Genomic DNA, 13,191 nt, shown 5'->3' with positions numbered 1-13,191 from the left:
TCACGCTGACGTCGATCTCGACGAGGCTTCACAGCGACAGCCACGGCCCGATGCGGCGCAGGGCTTCTTCGATGTCGCTCGTCGGCCCGGCGAACGAGAGTCGGACGAACCTGTTGCCTCGTGTGGTGTCGAAGTCGACCCCGGGAGCGATCGCAACGCCGGTGTCGGCCAACAACTTCGAACAGAAACCCAGCGAGTCGTCGGTGAAGTCCGAGACGTCGGCGTAGACGTAGAACGCCCCGTCGGTCGGCGCCAGCCGGTCGATGCCTATTGCGCGCAGCCCGTCCAGCAGCAGCGAGCGGTTGAGGTTGTAGTGGCTCACATTGCCTTCGGCTTCGGCGGTTGCCTTAGGAGTGAACGCGGCCACCGCGGCGATCTGCGACAGCACCGGCGGGCAGATGGTGAAGTTGCCGGTGAGGCAATCCACCGTGCGGCGCAGCTCGGGCGGCACCAGCAACCAGCCCAGCCGCCAGCCCGTCATAGCGTAATACTTGGAAAAGCTGTTGACCACCAGCGCATTTCGTGACGTCTGCCAGGCGCTACTGGTTTGCGGAGCGCCGTCGTAGACCAGCCCGTGGTAGACCTCGTCGCTGATCAGCCGTACACCGGAGGCGTCACACCAGGACGCGATCGCCGCCAGTTCTTCGGGCGGTATGACGGTGCCGGTGGGATTGGCCGGGCTGGCTACGATGACGCCGCGCAGGTCGAGTTCGGCGAGCATCTGCGCGGTGGGCTGGAATCGGGTCTCCGGCCCGCACGCGATCTCCACCACCTCACATCCCAACGCCGACAGGATGTTTCGATAGCACGGGTAGCCGGGGCTGGCCACCGCCACCCGGTCCCCGACGTCAAAGCAGGCCAGAAAGGCGAGCAGGAATCCGCCCGACGAACCGGTGGTGACCACCACCGCGTCGGATTCGACTGAGATTCCATGCAGGCGTTGGTAATTCGCCGCGATCGCTTCACGTAGCTCGGGAATGCCCAACGCCACTGTGTAGCCCAGCTGGTTTGCCTGCACGGCCGACGCCGCCGCTGCCCGGATCGGCTCGGGAGCGCCCACGCTGGGCTGTCCTGCCGAGAGGTTGACCAGATCGCCATGACTGCGCTGGCGCTCCGCGGCCGCCAGCCAGACATCCATCACGTGGAATGGCGGGATGCCGGCGCGCAGTGCGACGGAGCCGTTCACGACGTCTCGAGCACCTCGGATTCCAGTCGGCGCAACACCTCTCGCGGCGGGTCGAGCAATTGGGCGCTGCCGTGTGCGCGCTTGAAGTACAAGTGCATGTCGTGTTCCCAGGTGATCGCGATGCCTCCGTGCAGCTGGATGCCCTCGCTCGTCACAGTACACAGCGCCTCGGTGGCGGCCAGCCGAGCCGCCGCGGCGTTGGTGGGCGTGGGGTCATTGCATGCGTCGTTCACCACGGCCTTGGCCGCGGCGATCGCGACATACAGATCGGCCATCCGATGCTTGAGTGCCTGGAAGCTGCCGATCGGCCGGCCGAACTGCACTCGGCTCTTGGCGTATTCGACGGTCAGCTCCAGGCAGCGTTCGGCCGCCCCGATCTGTTCGGCCGCCAGCAGGATGGCCGCGGTGTCGGCCAGGCCGGGGTCGGGGCCCAGCGCGGCGGTGTCTTCGGGCCGGACGCGGGCCAGCCGCCGGGTGGGGTCCATCGTGGCCACGGGCTGTGCGCTGAATCGCGTCCACCTGCTCAACTCACCGTCGGCCGCGGCGACGACGACGTCCGCGATGTCGCCGTTGACCACGTAGTCGGCATCGAGCACCAGCGCTCCGATAGCTTCGCCCGCCGCCAGGGCTTCCAACGTTTCGGCGTCCGGCTCGGGCGCGGCCAGCAGTGCGAGTTCGGCCAGCGTGGTGCCCAGCAGTGGCGAAGGCACCAATGTGCGGCCAAGTTCCCGTAAAACCGTTGCGGCATCGGCCAATTCACCGCCAGCCCCGCCCAGCTCCTCGGGGATCACCAGCGCAGCGGCGCCGACCTGTTCGCACAGCAGCTGCCATAGGGATTCGTCGTAGCCGCGTTCGGATTCGATCGCGGCGCGCACCGCCGCGGGGTTGGCGTGTTTGGTGACCAGCGCCGCGACGGTTTCGGCCAGTAACTCCCGCTCTTCAGTCACAATGCCTCCAACACCCGGCGCCGGTGCACCGCCGGCGTGCCCCACGCCGACCGCAGGGCTTGCACTCGCAGCAGCCATAGCGACAGGTCGTGTTCCTGAGTGAACCCGATTGCGCCGTGGGTCTGCAATGCCGAGCGAGCGGCCAGCAGACCGGCGTCGGAGGCCGCCGCCTTCGCCGCGCTCACGTCGCGCGCGGCCGTGATCGTGTCATCGGCCAGCGCCAGCGCGGCGCCGTACACCAGCGGGCGCGCCAGTTCGATTGCGATGTGCACGTCGGCCAGCTTGTGCTTGATCGCCTGATACGAGCCGATCACCCGGCCGAACTGGCTGCGCTGCTTGGCGTATTCGACCGTGTCGTTCAGCAGCGCCTCGGCGGCGCCGACCAGCTGCGCGGCGGTGGCCAGTGCGCCGAATTCGCAGGCGCGCTGGATGTCTGCCTGCCAGGTCGCCCCGCTGGCCGTCACGTCATACAGGCGGCGGCTGGGGTCGACGGACCGGTGGCACTCACCCGCGGCGGCCTCGCTGACACCCTCGTCGGCGGCCAGCAACACCAGTCCGGCGGCTTCGGCGTCCACCGCGCGCGGGGCGTGCGGCGGCAGCGCGACCGTGACGATCAGTTCACCGGAAGACAACTCGGCGCCTCGCTCGTCGTCGGCAAGCAAAATCGGTGCCACGGCGATGGATTCGGCGACCGGGCCGGGCACACACCACCGCCCGAGGCGTTCGAGCGCGACCACCAGGTCCACCGGGTGGGCGTCGAGCCCGTCGTACTTCTCCGGCACGATCAGCGCGGTGACACCGAGGTTCGCCAGCTGCCCCCATACCTTGCGGCCGGGCGCGACGTCGCCGTCGGACCAGGCGCGCACCGCCCCGGGCAGGTCGGCCGCACCCAGGGCCGCGTCGATGCTCGCGGCGAAGTCGCGCTGCTGGTCGTCGAGCGCAAATTTCACTTCTTGCCTCCGGAGGATTCGCGCGGCAGGCCGAGCAGCCGCTCGGAGATGATGTTGCGCTGAATCTCGTTGGTACCGGCGTAGATCGGGCCGCCCAGCGCGAACAGCAAGCCATCGGTCCACGGCCCGGCAAGCTCCCCGTCGGCTCCCAGAATGTCGAGTGCAGTCTGGTGGATCGCCACGTCGAGGTCGGACCAGAACACCTTGGTCACCGACGACTCGGCGCCCAGCTCGCCGCCCGCGGCCAGTCGGGTCACCGTGCCGAAGGTCTGCAGTCGGTAGGCCTGCGCCTTGATCCAGGCGTCGGCGACGTGCTCGGCGAATTCGGTGGGGGAGCCGTAGTCCTTCCACAGCTGCACCAGCCGCTGCGCCGCCGCCACGAAACGGGCCGGGCTGCGCAGTGACATTCCGCGCTCGTTGCTCGACGTGCTCATCGCCGCGCGCCAGCCGTCGTTCGGGTTGCCGATGACGTCCTGGTCGGGCACGAAGACGTCGTCGAGGAAGATCTCGCCGAAACCCGTGTCGCCGCCCAGCTGCACGATGGGCCGCACCGTGACGCCCTTGGCCTTCAGGTCGAACATGAAATACGTCAACCCGTTGTGCCGCTCCGCGGAGGGGTCGGAGCGGAACAACCCGAAACCCATCTCCGCGAACGGCGCCCGCGAGCTCCAGATCTTCTGGCCGTTCAGCAGCCAGCCGCCGTCGGTCTTCGTGGCCGTCGACCGCAACGACGCCAGGTCGCTGCCGGACTCGGGCTCCGACCAGGCTTGTGCCCAGATCTGCTCGCCGCTGGCCATTTTGGGCAATATGCGATCAAGCTGCTCGTCGGTGCCATGCGCGAACAGCGTGGGAGCCAGCATCGAGATGCCGTTGGCGCTGGCCCGGCCCGGGGCTCCGGCGCGGAAATACTCCTCCTCGTAGACCACCCAGTGCAGCAGCGACGCGTCGCGCCCGCCGTATTTCTTCGGCCAATTGATCACCGACAGACCGGCGTCGAATAGCACCTTGTCCCAACGGCGGTGCTGGGCAAAGCCTTCGGCGTTGTCATATGACTCCGTCGGGATCCACTCGGCGTTGGCCGCCAGGAAATCCCGCACTTCGGCCGCGAACGCCAGTGTTTCGTCGTCTAGTGCTAAGTCCATTTCGAGTCCAATTTCAGGTCCATTCTCGCAGTTGTGGTTTGACCACCTTGCCGCCGGCATTGCGCGGCAACGCGTCGACGAACCGCACCGACCGTGGTGCCTTGAAGTTCGCCAAATGTTCTCGGGTATAAGCGATCACCGACTCTTCGTCGAGGTTCGCACCGGGCCGGGTCACCAGGAACGCGCGGCCCACCTCGCCCAGGCGCTCGTCGGGCACCCCGATCACCGCGGCGTCGGCCACCCCTTCCAGGCGGGCCAGCACCTGTTCGATCTCGGCGGGGTAGACGTTGAATCCGCCGCAGATGTACATGTCCTTGAGCCGGTCGGTGATGCGCAGATTGCCGTTCGCGTCGAGCACGCCGATGTCGCCGGTGTGCAGCCACCCGTCGGCGTCGATGGCCGCCGCGGTGGCCTCCGGGTCGTCGAGGTAGCCCAGCATCACATTCGGCCCGCGCAACAGCACCTCCCCTTCATCCGAGCCGGATTCTGATCCGGGAGTCGCCCCGTCGATGCGCAATTCGAAGTCGGCGAACGGGCGTCCGCAGGTCGTCGCGACGGTCACCGCGTCGTCGTCGGCGCGGCAGCTGGTGCCCATGCCGTTGGCCTCGGTCAGGCCGTAGGCGGTCAGCACGATGTCGATGTCGAGCTCGGACTGCATGCGTTCCACCAGCACGACCGGAACGGTGGCCGCGCCGGTGACGGCGAACCGCAGCGAGCTCAGGTCGTAGTCGCCGCGCGCCGGGTGATCGAGCAGGGTCTGGTAAATCGTTGGCGGCCCGGGCAATACGGTGATGCGGTGCTGCTCGATCGCCTGCAGCGCGCGCAGCGGATCGAAGGTCAGGTGCGGGATCAGCGTCGCGCCGGTTTGCAGGCAGGCCAGGATGCCGGCCTTGTAGCCGAAGTTATGGAAGAACGGGTTGATGCACAGGTAGCGGTCGGCGCTGGTGATCTTGCCGTTGGCGGCCCACGACGCCGAGGCCGACAGCGATTGCCGGTGCGCGCACAGCACGCCTTTGCTGCGGCCGGTGGTTCCGGACGTGAACAGGATGTCGCTGAGGTCGTCGGGCTTGACGGCGGCCGCACGGGCGATCACCGCATCGGTGTCGGTGCCGCGCTCGATGAATTCGTCCCAGGTGCCGTCGTTCGCGTCGATCGGTATCCGGACGACGTGCCGCAGCGCGGGCAGCGCGGCGCGGTCCAGGTCGGCAACGCGATCGTTGCCGAGGAATCGACCCATCCCGAACAGCACCGGCGCACCGGTACGCGCCAGGATGTCGCTGGCCTCCGAGGCCGTGTACCGGGTGTTCAGCGGGACCATCGCGGCGCCGGCGTGGTGAATCGCCAGACAGGCGATCACCCAGTGCCAGGTGTTGGGCGACCACACGGCCACCCGGTCGCCGTGCTGCACGCCGAGCGCGATCAGGGCCGCGGCCGCGCGGTGTACCTCGGCGCGCAGTTCGCTGGCGGTGAAGGACCGGTCGTCGGTGATCAGCGCGGCCTGGTCGGGGAATTGGTCGACGAAACGATCCAACGCCGCGGGCACGGTGCGCGGATCGCCAGTCATCGGGATACTCCTAACAAAGCAAGTGCTTGGTAGGTTAGCCTACAGGGCATGCAGGACGTCGAGGAGTTCCGGGCGGAGGTCCGCGGTTGGCTCGCCGACAATCTGGTCGGCGAATTCGCAGCGCTCAAGGGTCTCGGCGGTCCCGGGCGCGAACACGAGGCATTCGAAGAGCGCCGGGCATGGAATCAGCATCTCGCCGCGGCGGGACTGACCTGCCTGGGGTGGCCGGTCGAGCACGGCGGCCGGGGGCTGTCGACCGCGCACCGGGTGGCGTTCTACGAGGAGTACGCCAAGGCCGACGCACCGGACAAGGTCAACCACTTCGGCGAGGAACTGCTCGGCCCGACGCTGATCGCGTTCGGCACACCCGAGCAGCAGCAGCGCTTCTTACCCCGCATCCTCGACGTCACCGAGCTGTGGTGTCAGGGCTATTCGGAACCGGGCGCCGGCAGCGACCTGGCCAACGTGGCGACCACCGCCGAACTCGATGGCTCAGGAGGTGGGGAGTGGGTGATCAACGGCCAGAAGGTGTGGACGTCGCTGGCGCACTGGGCGCAGTGGTGCTTTGTGGTTGCCCGCACCGAGAAGGGCTCCAAGCGACATTCCGGGCTGTCGTATCTGCTGGTGCCGCTGGAGCAGCCCGGGGTGGTGATCCGCCCGATCGTCCAGCTGACCGGCGACTCGGAATTCAACGAGGTCTTCTTCGACGACGCCCGCACCGAGGCTCACCTGGTAGTAGGCGAGCCGGGTGACGGCTGGCGGGTCGCGATGGGAACGCTGACCTTCGAGCGTGGTGTCTCGACATTGGGGCAGCAGATCCGTTACGCCCGTGAGCTTTCCAATCTGGTCGAGGTCGCACAGCGCAACGGCGCCGCCGACGACCCGTTCATCCGGGAACGGCTGACCCGGGCCTGGACCGGCCTGCGGGCCATGCGCAGCTACGCGCTGGCCACGATGGACGTCGAGCAGCCGGGTCAGGACAATGTGTCGAAGTTGTTGTGGGCCAACTGGCATCGCGATCTGGGCGAGCTGGCGATGGACGTCATCGGCAAGCCCGGCCTGACGCTGGCCGGCGGCGAATTCGACGAGTGGCAGCGGCTGTTCCTGTTCAGCCGCGCCGACACCATCTACGGCGGATCCAACGAGATCCAGCGCAACATCATCGCCGAGCGGGTACTCGGCTTACCCCGGGAGGTTAAGGGATGAGTTTGGCCGAAGTGCCGAAAGAGATTGCCGGACATGGGCTCTTGACCGGCAAGGTGGTCGTCGTGACCGCCGCCGCGGGCACCGGCATCGGCTCGGCGACCGCGCGCCGGGCCCTGGCCGAGGGTGCCGATGTGGTGATCTCCGACCACCACGAGCGACGACTGGGGGAGACGGCCGAGGAACTGTCTGCGCTGGGCCAGGGGCGCGTCGAGCACGTGGTGTGTGACGTGACGTCGACCGCCCAGGTGGATGCCCTGATCGACTCGGCCACCGCGCGGCTGGGGCGCATCGACGTATTGGTCAACAACGCCGGGCTGGGCGGGCAGACGCCGGTGGTCGACATGACCGACGACGAGTGGGACCGCGTCCTGGACGTGACCCTGACCTCGGTGTTTCGCGCCACCCGTGCGGCGCTGCGGTACTTCCGCGACGCGCCGCACGGCGGGGTGATCGTCAACAACGCCAGCGTGCTGGGCTGGCGGGCGCAGCACTCGCAGTCGCACTACGCGGCCGCCAAGGCGGGCGTGATGGCGTTAACCCGTTGCAGCGCAATCGAAGCCGCCGAGTACGACGTGCGGATCAACGCGGTGTCGCCGAGCATCGCGCGGCACAAGTTTCTGGAGAAGACCTCGTCGTCCGATCTGCTCGACCGGCTCTCGGCCGGAGAGGCGTTCGGGCGCGCCGCCGAGCCGTGGGAGGTCGCGGCCACCATCGCGTTCTTGGCCAGCGATTACTCGAGCTACCTCACCGGCGAGGTCATCTCGGTGTCCAGCCAGCACCCGTGATGCCAACTGGCCAAGCAAGCGCTTGGTTGATATCCTGACCGGGTGGATCGAGTGACCGGCCAGGCGAACAGCCGGCGAGACGAGCTCCTGGAGCTCGCCGCCACCATGTTCGCCGAGCGGGGTCTGCGTGCCACGACCGTGCGCGACATCGCCGACGGCGCCGGCATCTTGTCCGGCAGCCTGTACCACCATTTCTCCTCCAAAGAGGAGATGGTCGACGAGTTGCTGCGCAGCTTCCTGGACTGGCTGTTCGCCCGCTACCGAGAGATCGTCGACAGCGAAACCAACCCACTGGAGCGGCTCAAGGGGCTGTTCATGGCCTCGTTCGAGGCGATCGAGCACCGGCACGCGCAGGTCGTGATCTACCAGGACGAAGCCCAGCGGCTGCTCGCGCAGCCCCGCTTCTCCTACATCGAGGACATGAATCGCCAGCAGCGCAAGATGTGGATCGAGTTGCTGAATCAGGGCGTCGACGAGGGCTGCTTCCGGGCCGACCTGGACGTCGACCTCATCTACCGATTTATCCGTGACACCACCTGGGTGTCGGTGCGCTGGTATCGACCCGGCGGACCGCTCACTGCGGAGCAGGTGGGCCAGCAATATCTCGCCATCGTGCTTGGCGGGATCACCAGAGAAGGAGCGACACAATGACTGAGGCGTACGTCATCGACGCTGTGCGTACCGCGGTCGGCAAGCGCAACGGCGCACTGGCCGGAATCCATCCCGTCGACCTGGGTGCGCACGCGTGGCGTGGTCTGCTCGACCGGGTCGACGTCGACCCCGCCGCCGTCGACGACGTGATCGCCGGCTGCGTCGACGCGATCGGCGGGCAGGCGGGCAACATCGCCCGGCTGTCGTGGCTGGCCGCCGGCTATCCCGAAGAGGTCCCCGGGGTCACGGTGGACCGGCAGTGTGGCTCCAGCCAGCAAGCGGTTTCCTTTGGCGCGCAGGCGATCATGGCAGGCACGGCCGATCTGATCGTGGCCGGCGGCATGCAGAACATGAGCTGGATCCCGATCTCGTCGGCGATGACGGTCGGCGAGCAGTTCGGGTTCACCTCGCCGACCAACGAGTCCAAGCAGTGGCTGCACCGTTACGGCGATCAGGAGATCTCCCAGTTCCGCGGCGCCGAGCTTATCGCCGAGAAGTGGAACATCTCGCGGGAGGAGATGGAGCAGTACTCGCTGACCAGCCACGAGCGCGCATTCGCGGCGATTCGCAGCGGCCACTTCGACAACGAAATCATCACCGTGGAAACCGAATCCGGCCCGTTCCGGGTCGACGAGGGCCCGCGCGAGTCGTCGCTGGAGAAGATGGCCGGACTCAAGACGCTGGTCGACGGCGGCCGGCTGACCGCGGCGATGGCCAGCCAGATCTCCGACGGCGCGAGTGCGGTGCTGCTGGCTTCCGAGCAGGCGGTCAAGGACCACAGGCTGAAGCCGCGCGCCCGCATCCACCACGTCAGCGCCCGCGCGGCCGACCCGGTGTTCATGCTGACCGGACCCATTCCCGCTACCCGGTACGCGCTGGAGAAGACCGGGCTGTCGATCGGCGACATCGACACCGTCGAAATCAACGAGGCCTTCGCGCCGGTGGTGATGGCGTGGCTCAAGGAGGTCAAGGCCGACCCGGAGAAGGTCAACCCGAACGGCGGCGCGATCGCCCTGGGGCATCCGCTGGGTGCGACCGGCGCAAAGCTGTTCACCACCATGCTCAACGAGCTCGAACGCATCGGCGGTCGCTACGGGCTGCAGACGATGTGCGAGGGCGGCGGCACAGCCAACGTCACGATCATCGAGCGCTTGTAGCCGATGGTGCGGTGCAACGCTCACTCGAGTGTTGCACCGCGGCTTTGGGTGTGCGTCCCGGGCGGTGACACGCCGACGGACCACGCCGTGGCGTGACGGTCAAAGCCGGAGCGCAACACTCGGTGCCGTTGCGTCAGTCCTCGATCAGCGCGGAGGCCGCACGAAGGTGGTCGATCGCGTCACGCACGATCGACTCGATCAGCTCGGCGCACGACGGCAGGTCTTCGAGAATGCCGGCGACCTGTCCGGACGCCAGCACGCCGGCGTCGGTGTTGCCCTCGACGAGCCCGGCCTTCAACAACATCGGGGTGTTGGCCGCCATCACCACCTGCGCCATGGTCATTTCCTTGCCGTGGCGCATCGCCAGTCCGTCGGAGATCATCGACTTCCAGGTCATGCCGGACATGTGCTTGAACTTCGCGGCGTTGCGTACCGCTGCCGTCAAACCCCTTATCGGCGAACCGTTTTCCAGCTTCTCGACCAGCCCGGTGCGCAGCACCCGATGCGGCATGCCGTCGACGCGCGTTGTGACCACCGTCCCGTCCAGCGCCGATTCGAGGTAGCGGCGTTTCACCGCGTCGGGCACCGTGGAATCCGACGTCAGCAGAAAGCGGGTGCCCATCGCCACACCGGCCGCGCCGTACGACAGCGCCGCCGCCAAACCGCGTCCGTCGAAGAATCCGCCCGCCGCGATGACCGGGATCCCGCTGTCTTTCACGGCGTCCAGCACCGACGGCAACAGCAGTGTGGTGGCGACGGGCCCGGTGTGCCCACCGCCCTCGCCGCCCTGCACGATCATCGCGTCCGCGCCCCAGCTTGCGACCTTGCGCGCGTGCTTGGCCGCGCCGATCGACGGGATAACCACCGCGCCGGCCTCTTTGAGCCGGGCGATCAGCTCCTGCTTGGGCGCCAGCGCGAACGACGCCACCTTCACGCCCTCGCGGATCATCAACTCGACCCGGTCGCCCGCGTCCGCGGCATCGGCGCGCATGTTCACGCCGAAGGGCTTGTCGGTGGCGGCCTTGACCTTGCCGATGGCCGTCGCCAGTTCGTCCAGCGTCATCGTGGCCGACGCCAGGATGCCCAGGCCGCCGGCATTGGCGGTGGCCGACACCAGCCGCGCTCCGGCCACCCAGCCCATCCCGGTTTGCACCACCGGGTGCTCCACGCCGACCAGCTCGGTCAGCGGCGTACGCAATCTCATGATCGTATCTCGCGGTCGCGCAACGACTTCGGGTCGATCGTTTCGCGGATCAGGCGCAGTTCGTCGTCGGTCGGCAGCCGGGTCTCCGCGGCGCCGTCCAGCCCGTGGATCTCGAACGACGTATTCTCTCGCACCTCGTCGGCCGAAACTCCGGGGTGCAGGCTGACGGCCCGCATGGTGCGATCCGGGCCGCCGAAGTCGAACACGCCGAGATTCGACACCACCCGATACGTGTTGGCGAAACGGAATGCCGGGTTGGCGGCGTCCACGTTGTCCCAGCCGATTCCGCAGACGATGTCGACCTTCTCGCAGAACACCCGCTTGGAGTGGTTGCCGACCCAATAGCTGGTCGCGTGGTTGATCGCGTTGCCCGGCGCACCGCGGACGCCGAACATCTGTCGGGTCGGATGCTGCAGTGGCCCGAACGCCGACAGGTTCTGATTGCCGTAGCGGTCAACCTGATTCGCGCCCATCACCACATGGCGCCGGCCCCAGGCCAGCGTCTCGAACACGCGGCCGAACGGCATCCAGCCCTCGACCGGCCCGGTCTTGCCCAGGGCTGGGGTATCCGCGAGCAGCTGCGCCTCGCCGTCGGTCAGCAGGATGTCGGGGGAGAACGTCAACCGTGCCAACCGCGCTCCGACCGACGCCATGTTCGTCATTGGGCTGACCATGATTTCGCCTGCATCCCTGAACAATTCGGCGCAGGCAATCGCGCAGATCTCGGCCCTGGTGCTGCTCACTGCCGAGGTCATTTCGAAGCCTCCTGTGCGAACTTGGCCACGGCCGCCTGGTATTCGGCTTCCCCGCCGGACAGGTAGGTCGCGACGAACTGCCGCCAGCCCTCCTCGGTTGAGGCGGCTTCGGCGTAGTGGCGCTGAAACTTCTCGTCGCGGCCGTAATCGGGTGCGGCAGTGGTGAAGTGGGCACCGTTCGGCGCTTCCACGACCGCGTCGACCATCATTCGGTTCACCAGCAGTGCCTGCGGCGGCACCGCCTTGACCAACTCTTGGGTCGACACGATCCGCTCCACCGACACGAAGCGCTTTTCGGCGGCCATCAAGAACAGGTCGTCGAAGTACGGGTCGATGCCGGTGTAGGCCGCATTGCCTTGGTTGTCACCGAGATTGAGGTGCGCGAACGCGGCGTCCAGTCGCAGCGCCGGCATCGCGATCAGCCTCTCGTGGCCGCCGCCGGGCGCGGGGTACGGGCTGGTCACGGTCTGCAGCTCGCCCTCCCAGAAGTCCAGCACCGAGCTGCCCAGCCCGGCGCGAATCGGCAGGAACGGCAGGCGTTGTGCCGCGGCCTGTAGGCCACAGCGCAGCATGCCCTCGTCCATCTCCCGGGCCTCGATCGAACCGGTGGTGCGGGCCTTGGCGAACCACGGGTCGTAGAACGGCGGCGAGTCCAGCGAGACGAAGCCGTAGTAGACCCGCTTCACCTTGCCTGCCGAGCACAGCAGGCCCAGATCGGGTCCGCCGTAGGTGACAATGGTCAGGTCCTTGACGTCGGTGCGCAGCAGGGCGCGCACGAACGCCATCGGCTTGCGCCGCGATCCCCAGCCGCCAATGCCGATGGTCATGCCGCTGCGCAGCTGCGCGACAGCCTCGTCGAGAGTGGTTCGTTTGTCGCTCAAGACTTCTCACCCTTCGTCGTACCGGCGAACGCGTCGCGGTGTTCGTCGGACACCCCGGCGAGGTTGAGCTCGAAGGTAAAGCCTTGTTCCATCCGATAACTCGAGTTGACCCGTTGCACGTCGATCAGGTTCAGCGCCTCTTTGGCCGCGCGGATCACGCGGGTGTCCTTGGCGGCGATGTCGCGGGCCACGCGCAGGGCGGCCTCGTCGAGTTCGTCGCGCGAGACCACCTCGTGCACCGAGCCGAAGTGGTGCAGGGTGGCGGCGTCGACGGTGGCCGCGGTGAAGAACAGCCGCCGCATCATGTGCTGCGGCACCAGCCGGGACAGGTGGGTGGCCGCACCCAGCGCGCCGCGCTCCACCTCGGGCAGTCCGAAGGTGGCGTCGTCGGAGGCCACGATGACATCGGCGTTGCCGACCAGGCCGATGCCACCGCCCACGCAGAATCCGTTCACCGCGGCAATCACCGGAACGGCGCATTCGTACACGGCGCGGAATGCGTGGAAGCAGCCGCGGTTGGCGTCGATCAGCGCGGTGAAGCCCTCGGTGCGCTGCATCTCCTTGATGTCGACGCCGGCGTTGAATCCGCGTCCCTCGGCGCGCAGGATCACGGCGTGGGTCTCGGGGTCAGCGCCGGCGGCCGTGATCGCGTCGCCGAGCTCGAACCAGCCTCGCGATGGGATGGCGTTGACGGGCGGGTAGTTAACGGTGACCGCGACTATGCCCGGTTCGGTGCTGGTGGATGTAATGGTCAATTGGCACT

The 13,191-nt window shown here is 67.6% G+C and carries 13 protein-coding genes; 4 read left to right on the top strand and 9 right to left on the bottom strand.

Annotated elements, in window-relative coordinates:
* Positions 1–28 precede the first annotated feature (28 nt).
* The 5 genes from BN973_RS26960 to fadD3 are packed head-to-tail and all read right to left on the bottom strand — an operon-like array spanning position 29 to position 5,789.
* Complete coding sequence (locus tag BN973_RS26960; RefSeq protein WP_036471775.1) at positions 29–1,186, bottom strand: pyridoxal phosphate-dependent aminotransferase; 1,158 nt, start codon at positions 1,184–1,186, stop codon at positions 29–31.
* Positions 1,183–2,133 carry an acyl-CoA dehydrogenase IpdE2 gene (ipdE2, locus tag BN973_RS26955; protein WP_036473151.1) on the bottom strand — a complete coding sequence of 317 codons (951 nt, stop codon included), beginning with the start codon at positions 2,131–2,133 and terminating at the stop codon, positions 1,183–1,185. Before ipdE2 ends, BN973_RS26960 begins: the two co-directional genes overlap by 4 nt.
* Positions 2,130–3,083 (bottom strand): acyl-CoA dehydrogenase family protein, encoded by a 954-nt coding sequence (locus BN973_RS26950; protein ID WP_036471774.1) that lies wholly within the window; start codon positions 3,081–3,083, stop codon positions 2,130–2,132. The genes ipdE2 and BN973_RS26950 overlap by 4 nt, the downstream gene beginning before the upstream one ends.
* Positions 3,080–4,225 carry an acyl-CoA dehydrogenase family protein gene (locus tag BN973_RS26945; protein WP_036471773.1) on the bottom strand — a complete coding sequence of 382 codons (1,146 nt, stop codon included), beginning with the start codon at positions 4,223–4,225 and terminating at the stop codon, positions 3,080–3,082. The genes BN973_RS26950 and BN973_RS26945 overlap by 4 nt, the downstream gene beginning before the upstream one ends.
* 13 nt (positions 4,226–4,238) lie before the next feature.
* Complete coding sequence (gene fadD3 / locus BN973_RS26940) at positions 4,239–5,789, bottom strand: 3-((3aS,4S,7aS)-7a-methyl-1,5-dioxo-octahydro-1H-inden-4-yl)propanoate--CoA ligase FadD3 (protein ID WP_036471772.1); 1,551 nt, start codon at positions 5,787–5,789, stop codon at positions 4,239–4,241.
* A 48-nt stretch (positions 5,790–5,837) separates the two neighbouring features.
* Between fadD3 and ipdE1 the strand changes: the two genes are divergently transcribed.
* The 4 genes from ipdE1 to fadA6 are packed head-to-tail and all read left to right on the top strand — an operon-like array spanning position 5,838 to position 9,588.
* Positions 5,838–6,995: an acyl-CoA dehydrogenase IpdE1 gene (ipdE1, locus tag BN973_RS26935; RefSeq protein WP_036471771.1), complete on the top strand. Its 1,158-nt coding sequence runs from the start codon at positions 5,838–5,840 to the stop codon at positions 6,993–6,995.
* Positions 6,992–7,780 carry a (5R,7aS)-5-hydroxy-7a-methyl-1-oxo-2,3,5,6,7,7a-hexahydro-1H-indene-carboxyl-CoA reductase gene (gene ipdF, locus BN973_RS26930; protein ID WP_036471770.1) on the top strand — a complete coding sequence of 263 codons (789 nt, stop codon included), beginning with the start codon at positions 6,992–6,994 and terminating at the stop codon, positions 7,778–7,780. Before ipdE1 ends, ipdF begins: the two co-directional genes overlap by 4 nt.
* A gap of 42 nt (positions 7,781–7,822) precedes the next feature.
* Positions 7,823–8,431: a TetR family transcriptional regulator KstR2 gene (gene kstR2 / locus BN973_RS26925; protein WP_036471769.1), complete on the top strand. Its 609-nt coding sequence runs from the start codon at positions 7,823–7,825 to the stop codon at positions 8,429–8,431.
* Positions 8,428–9,588, top strand: a complete 1,161-nt coding sequence (gene fadA6 / locus BN973_RS26920) for a steroid 3-ketoacyl-CoA thiolase FadA6 (RefSeq protein ID WP_036471768.1) — start codon at positions 8,428–8,430, stop codon at positions 9,586–9,588. The genes kstR2 and fadA6 overlap by 4 nt, the downstream gene beginning before the upstream one ends.
* Before the next feature lie 133 nt (positions 9,589–9,721).
* On the opposite strand, the gene ipdC is transcribed toward fadA6, so the two are convergent.
* The 4 genes from ipdC to echA20 are packed head-to-tail and all read right to left on the bottom strand — an operon-like array spanning position 9,722 to position 13,183.
* Positions 9,722–10,792: a (3aS,4S,5R,7aS)-5-hydroxy-7a-methyl-1-oxo-octahydro-1H-indene-4-carboxyl-CoA dehydrogenase gene (gene ipdC, locus BN973_RS26915; RefSeq protein ID WP_036471767.1), complete on the bottom strand. Its 1,071-nt coding sequence runs from the start codon at positions 10,790–10,792 to the stop codon at positions 9,722–9,724.
* Positions 10,789–11,547, bottom strand: a complete 759-nt coding sequence (gene ipdB, locus BN973_RS26910; protein WP_169718192.1) for a cholesterol ring-cleaving hydrolase subunit IpdB — start codon at positions 11,545–11,547, stop codon at positions 10,789–10,791. The genes ipdC and ipdB overlap by 4 nt, the downstream gene beginning before the upstream one ends.
* The gene (gene ipdA / locus BN973_RS26905) at positions 11,544–12,428 is read right to left on the bottom strand and encodes a cholesterol ring-cleaving hydrolase subunit IpdA (RefSeq protein ID WP_036471766.1); all 885 of its coding nucleotides are present in this window, start codon (positions 12,426–12,428) and stop codon (positions 11,544–11,546) included. The genes ipdB and ipdA overlap by 4 nt, the downstream gene beginning before the upstream one ends.
* Positions 12,425–13,183 carry a (7aS)-7a-methyl-1,5-dioxo-2,3,5,6,7,7a-hexahydro-1H-indene-carboxyl-CoA hydrolase gene (gene echA20 / locus BN973_RS26900; RefSeq protein ID WP_036471765.1) on the bottom strand — a complete coding sequence of 253 codons (759 nt, stop codon included), beginning with the start codon at positions 13,181–13,183 and terminating at the stop codon, positions 12,425–12,427. The genes ipdA and echA20 overlap by 4 nt, the downstream gene beginning before the upstream one ends.
* Positions 13,184–13,191: the final 8 nt, after the last annotated feature.

The organism is Mycobacterium triplex, from assembly GCF_000689255.1.
GTDB lineage: Bacteria > Actinomycetota > Actinomycetes > Mycobacteriales > Mycobacteriaceae > Mycobacterium > Mycobacterium triplex.
The sequence above is the reverse complement of the archived record's forward strand: the minus strand, read 5'-3'. Positions and strand labels throughout refer to the sequence as shown.

What these genes read in the sequence shown, in the direction of transcription:
- BN973_RS26945 (WP_036471773.1), bottom strand. Translation starts at nt 4,225, where the DNA reads ATGGACTTAGCACTAGACGACGAAACACTGGCGTTCGCGGCCGAAGTG.
- fadD3 (WP_036471772.1), bottom strand. Translation starts at nt 5,789, where the DNA reads ATGACTGGCGATCCGCGCACCGTGCCCGCGGCGTTGGATCGTTTCGTC.
- ipdE1 (WP_036471771.1), top strand. Translation starts at nt 5,838, where the DNA reads ATGCAGGACGTCGAGGAGTTCCGGGCGGAGGTCCGCGGTTGGCTCGCC.
- ipdF (WP_036471770.1), top strand. Translation starts at nt 6,992, where the DNA reads ATGAGTTTGGCCGAAGTGCCGAAAGAGATTGCCGGACATGGGCTCTTG.
- fadA6 (WP_036471768.1), top strand. Translation starts at nt 8,428, where the DNA reads ATGACTGAGGCGTACGTCATCGACGCTGTGCGTACCGCGGTCGGCAAG.
- ipdC (WP_036471767.1), bottom strand. Translation starts at nt 10,792, where the DNA reads ATGAGATTGCGTACGCCGCTGACCGAGCTGGTCGGCGTGGAGCACCCG.
- ipdB (WP_169718192.1), bottom strand. Translation starts at nt 11,547, where the DNA reads ATGACCTCGGCAGTGAGCAGCACCAGGGCCGAGATCTGCGCGATTGCC.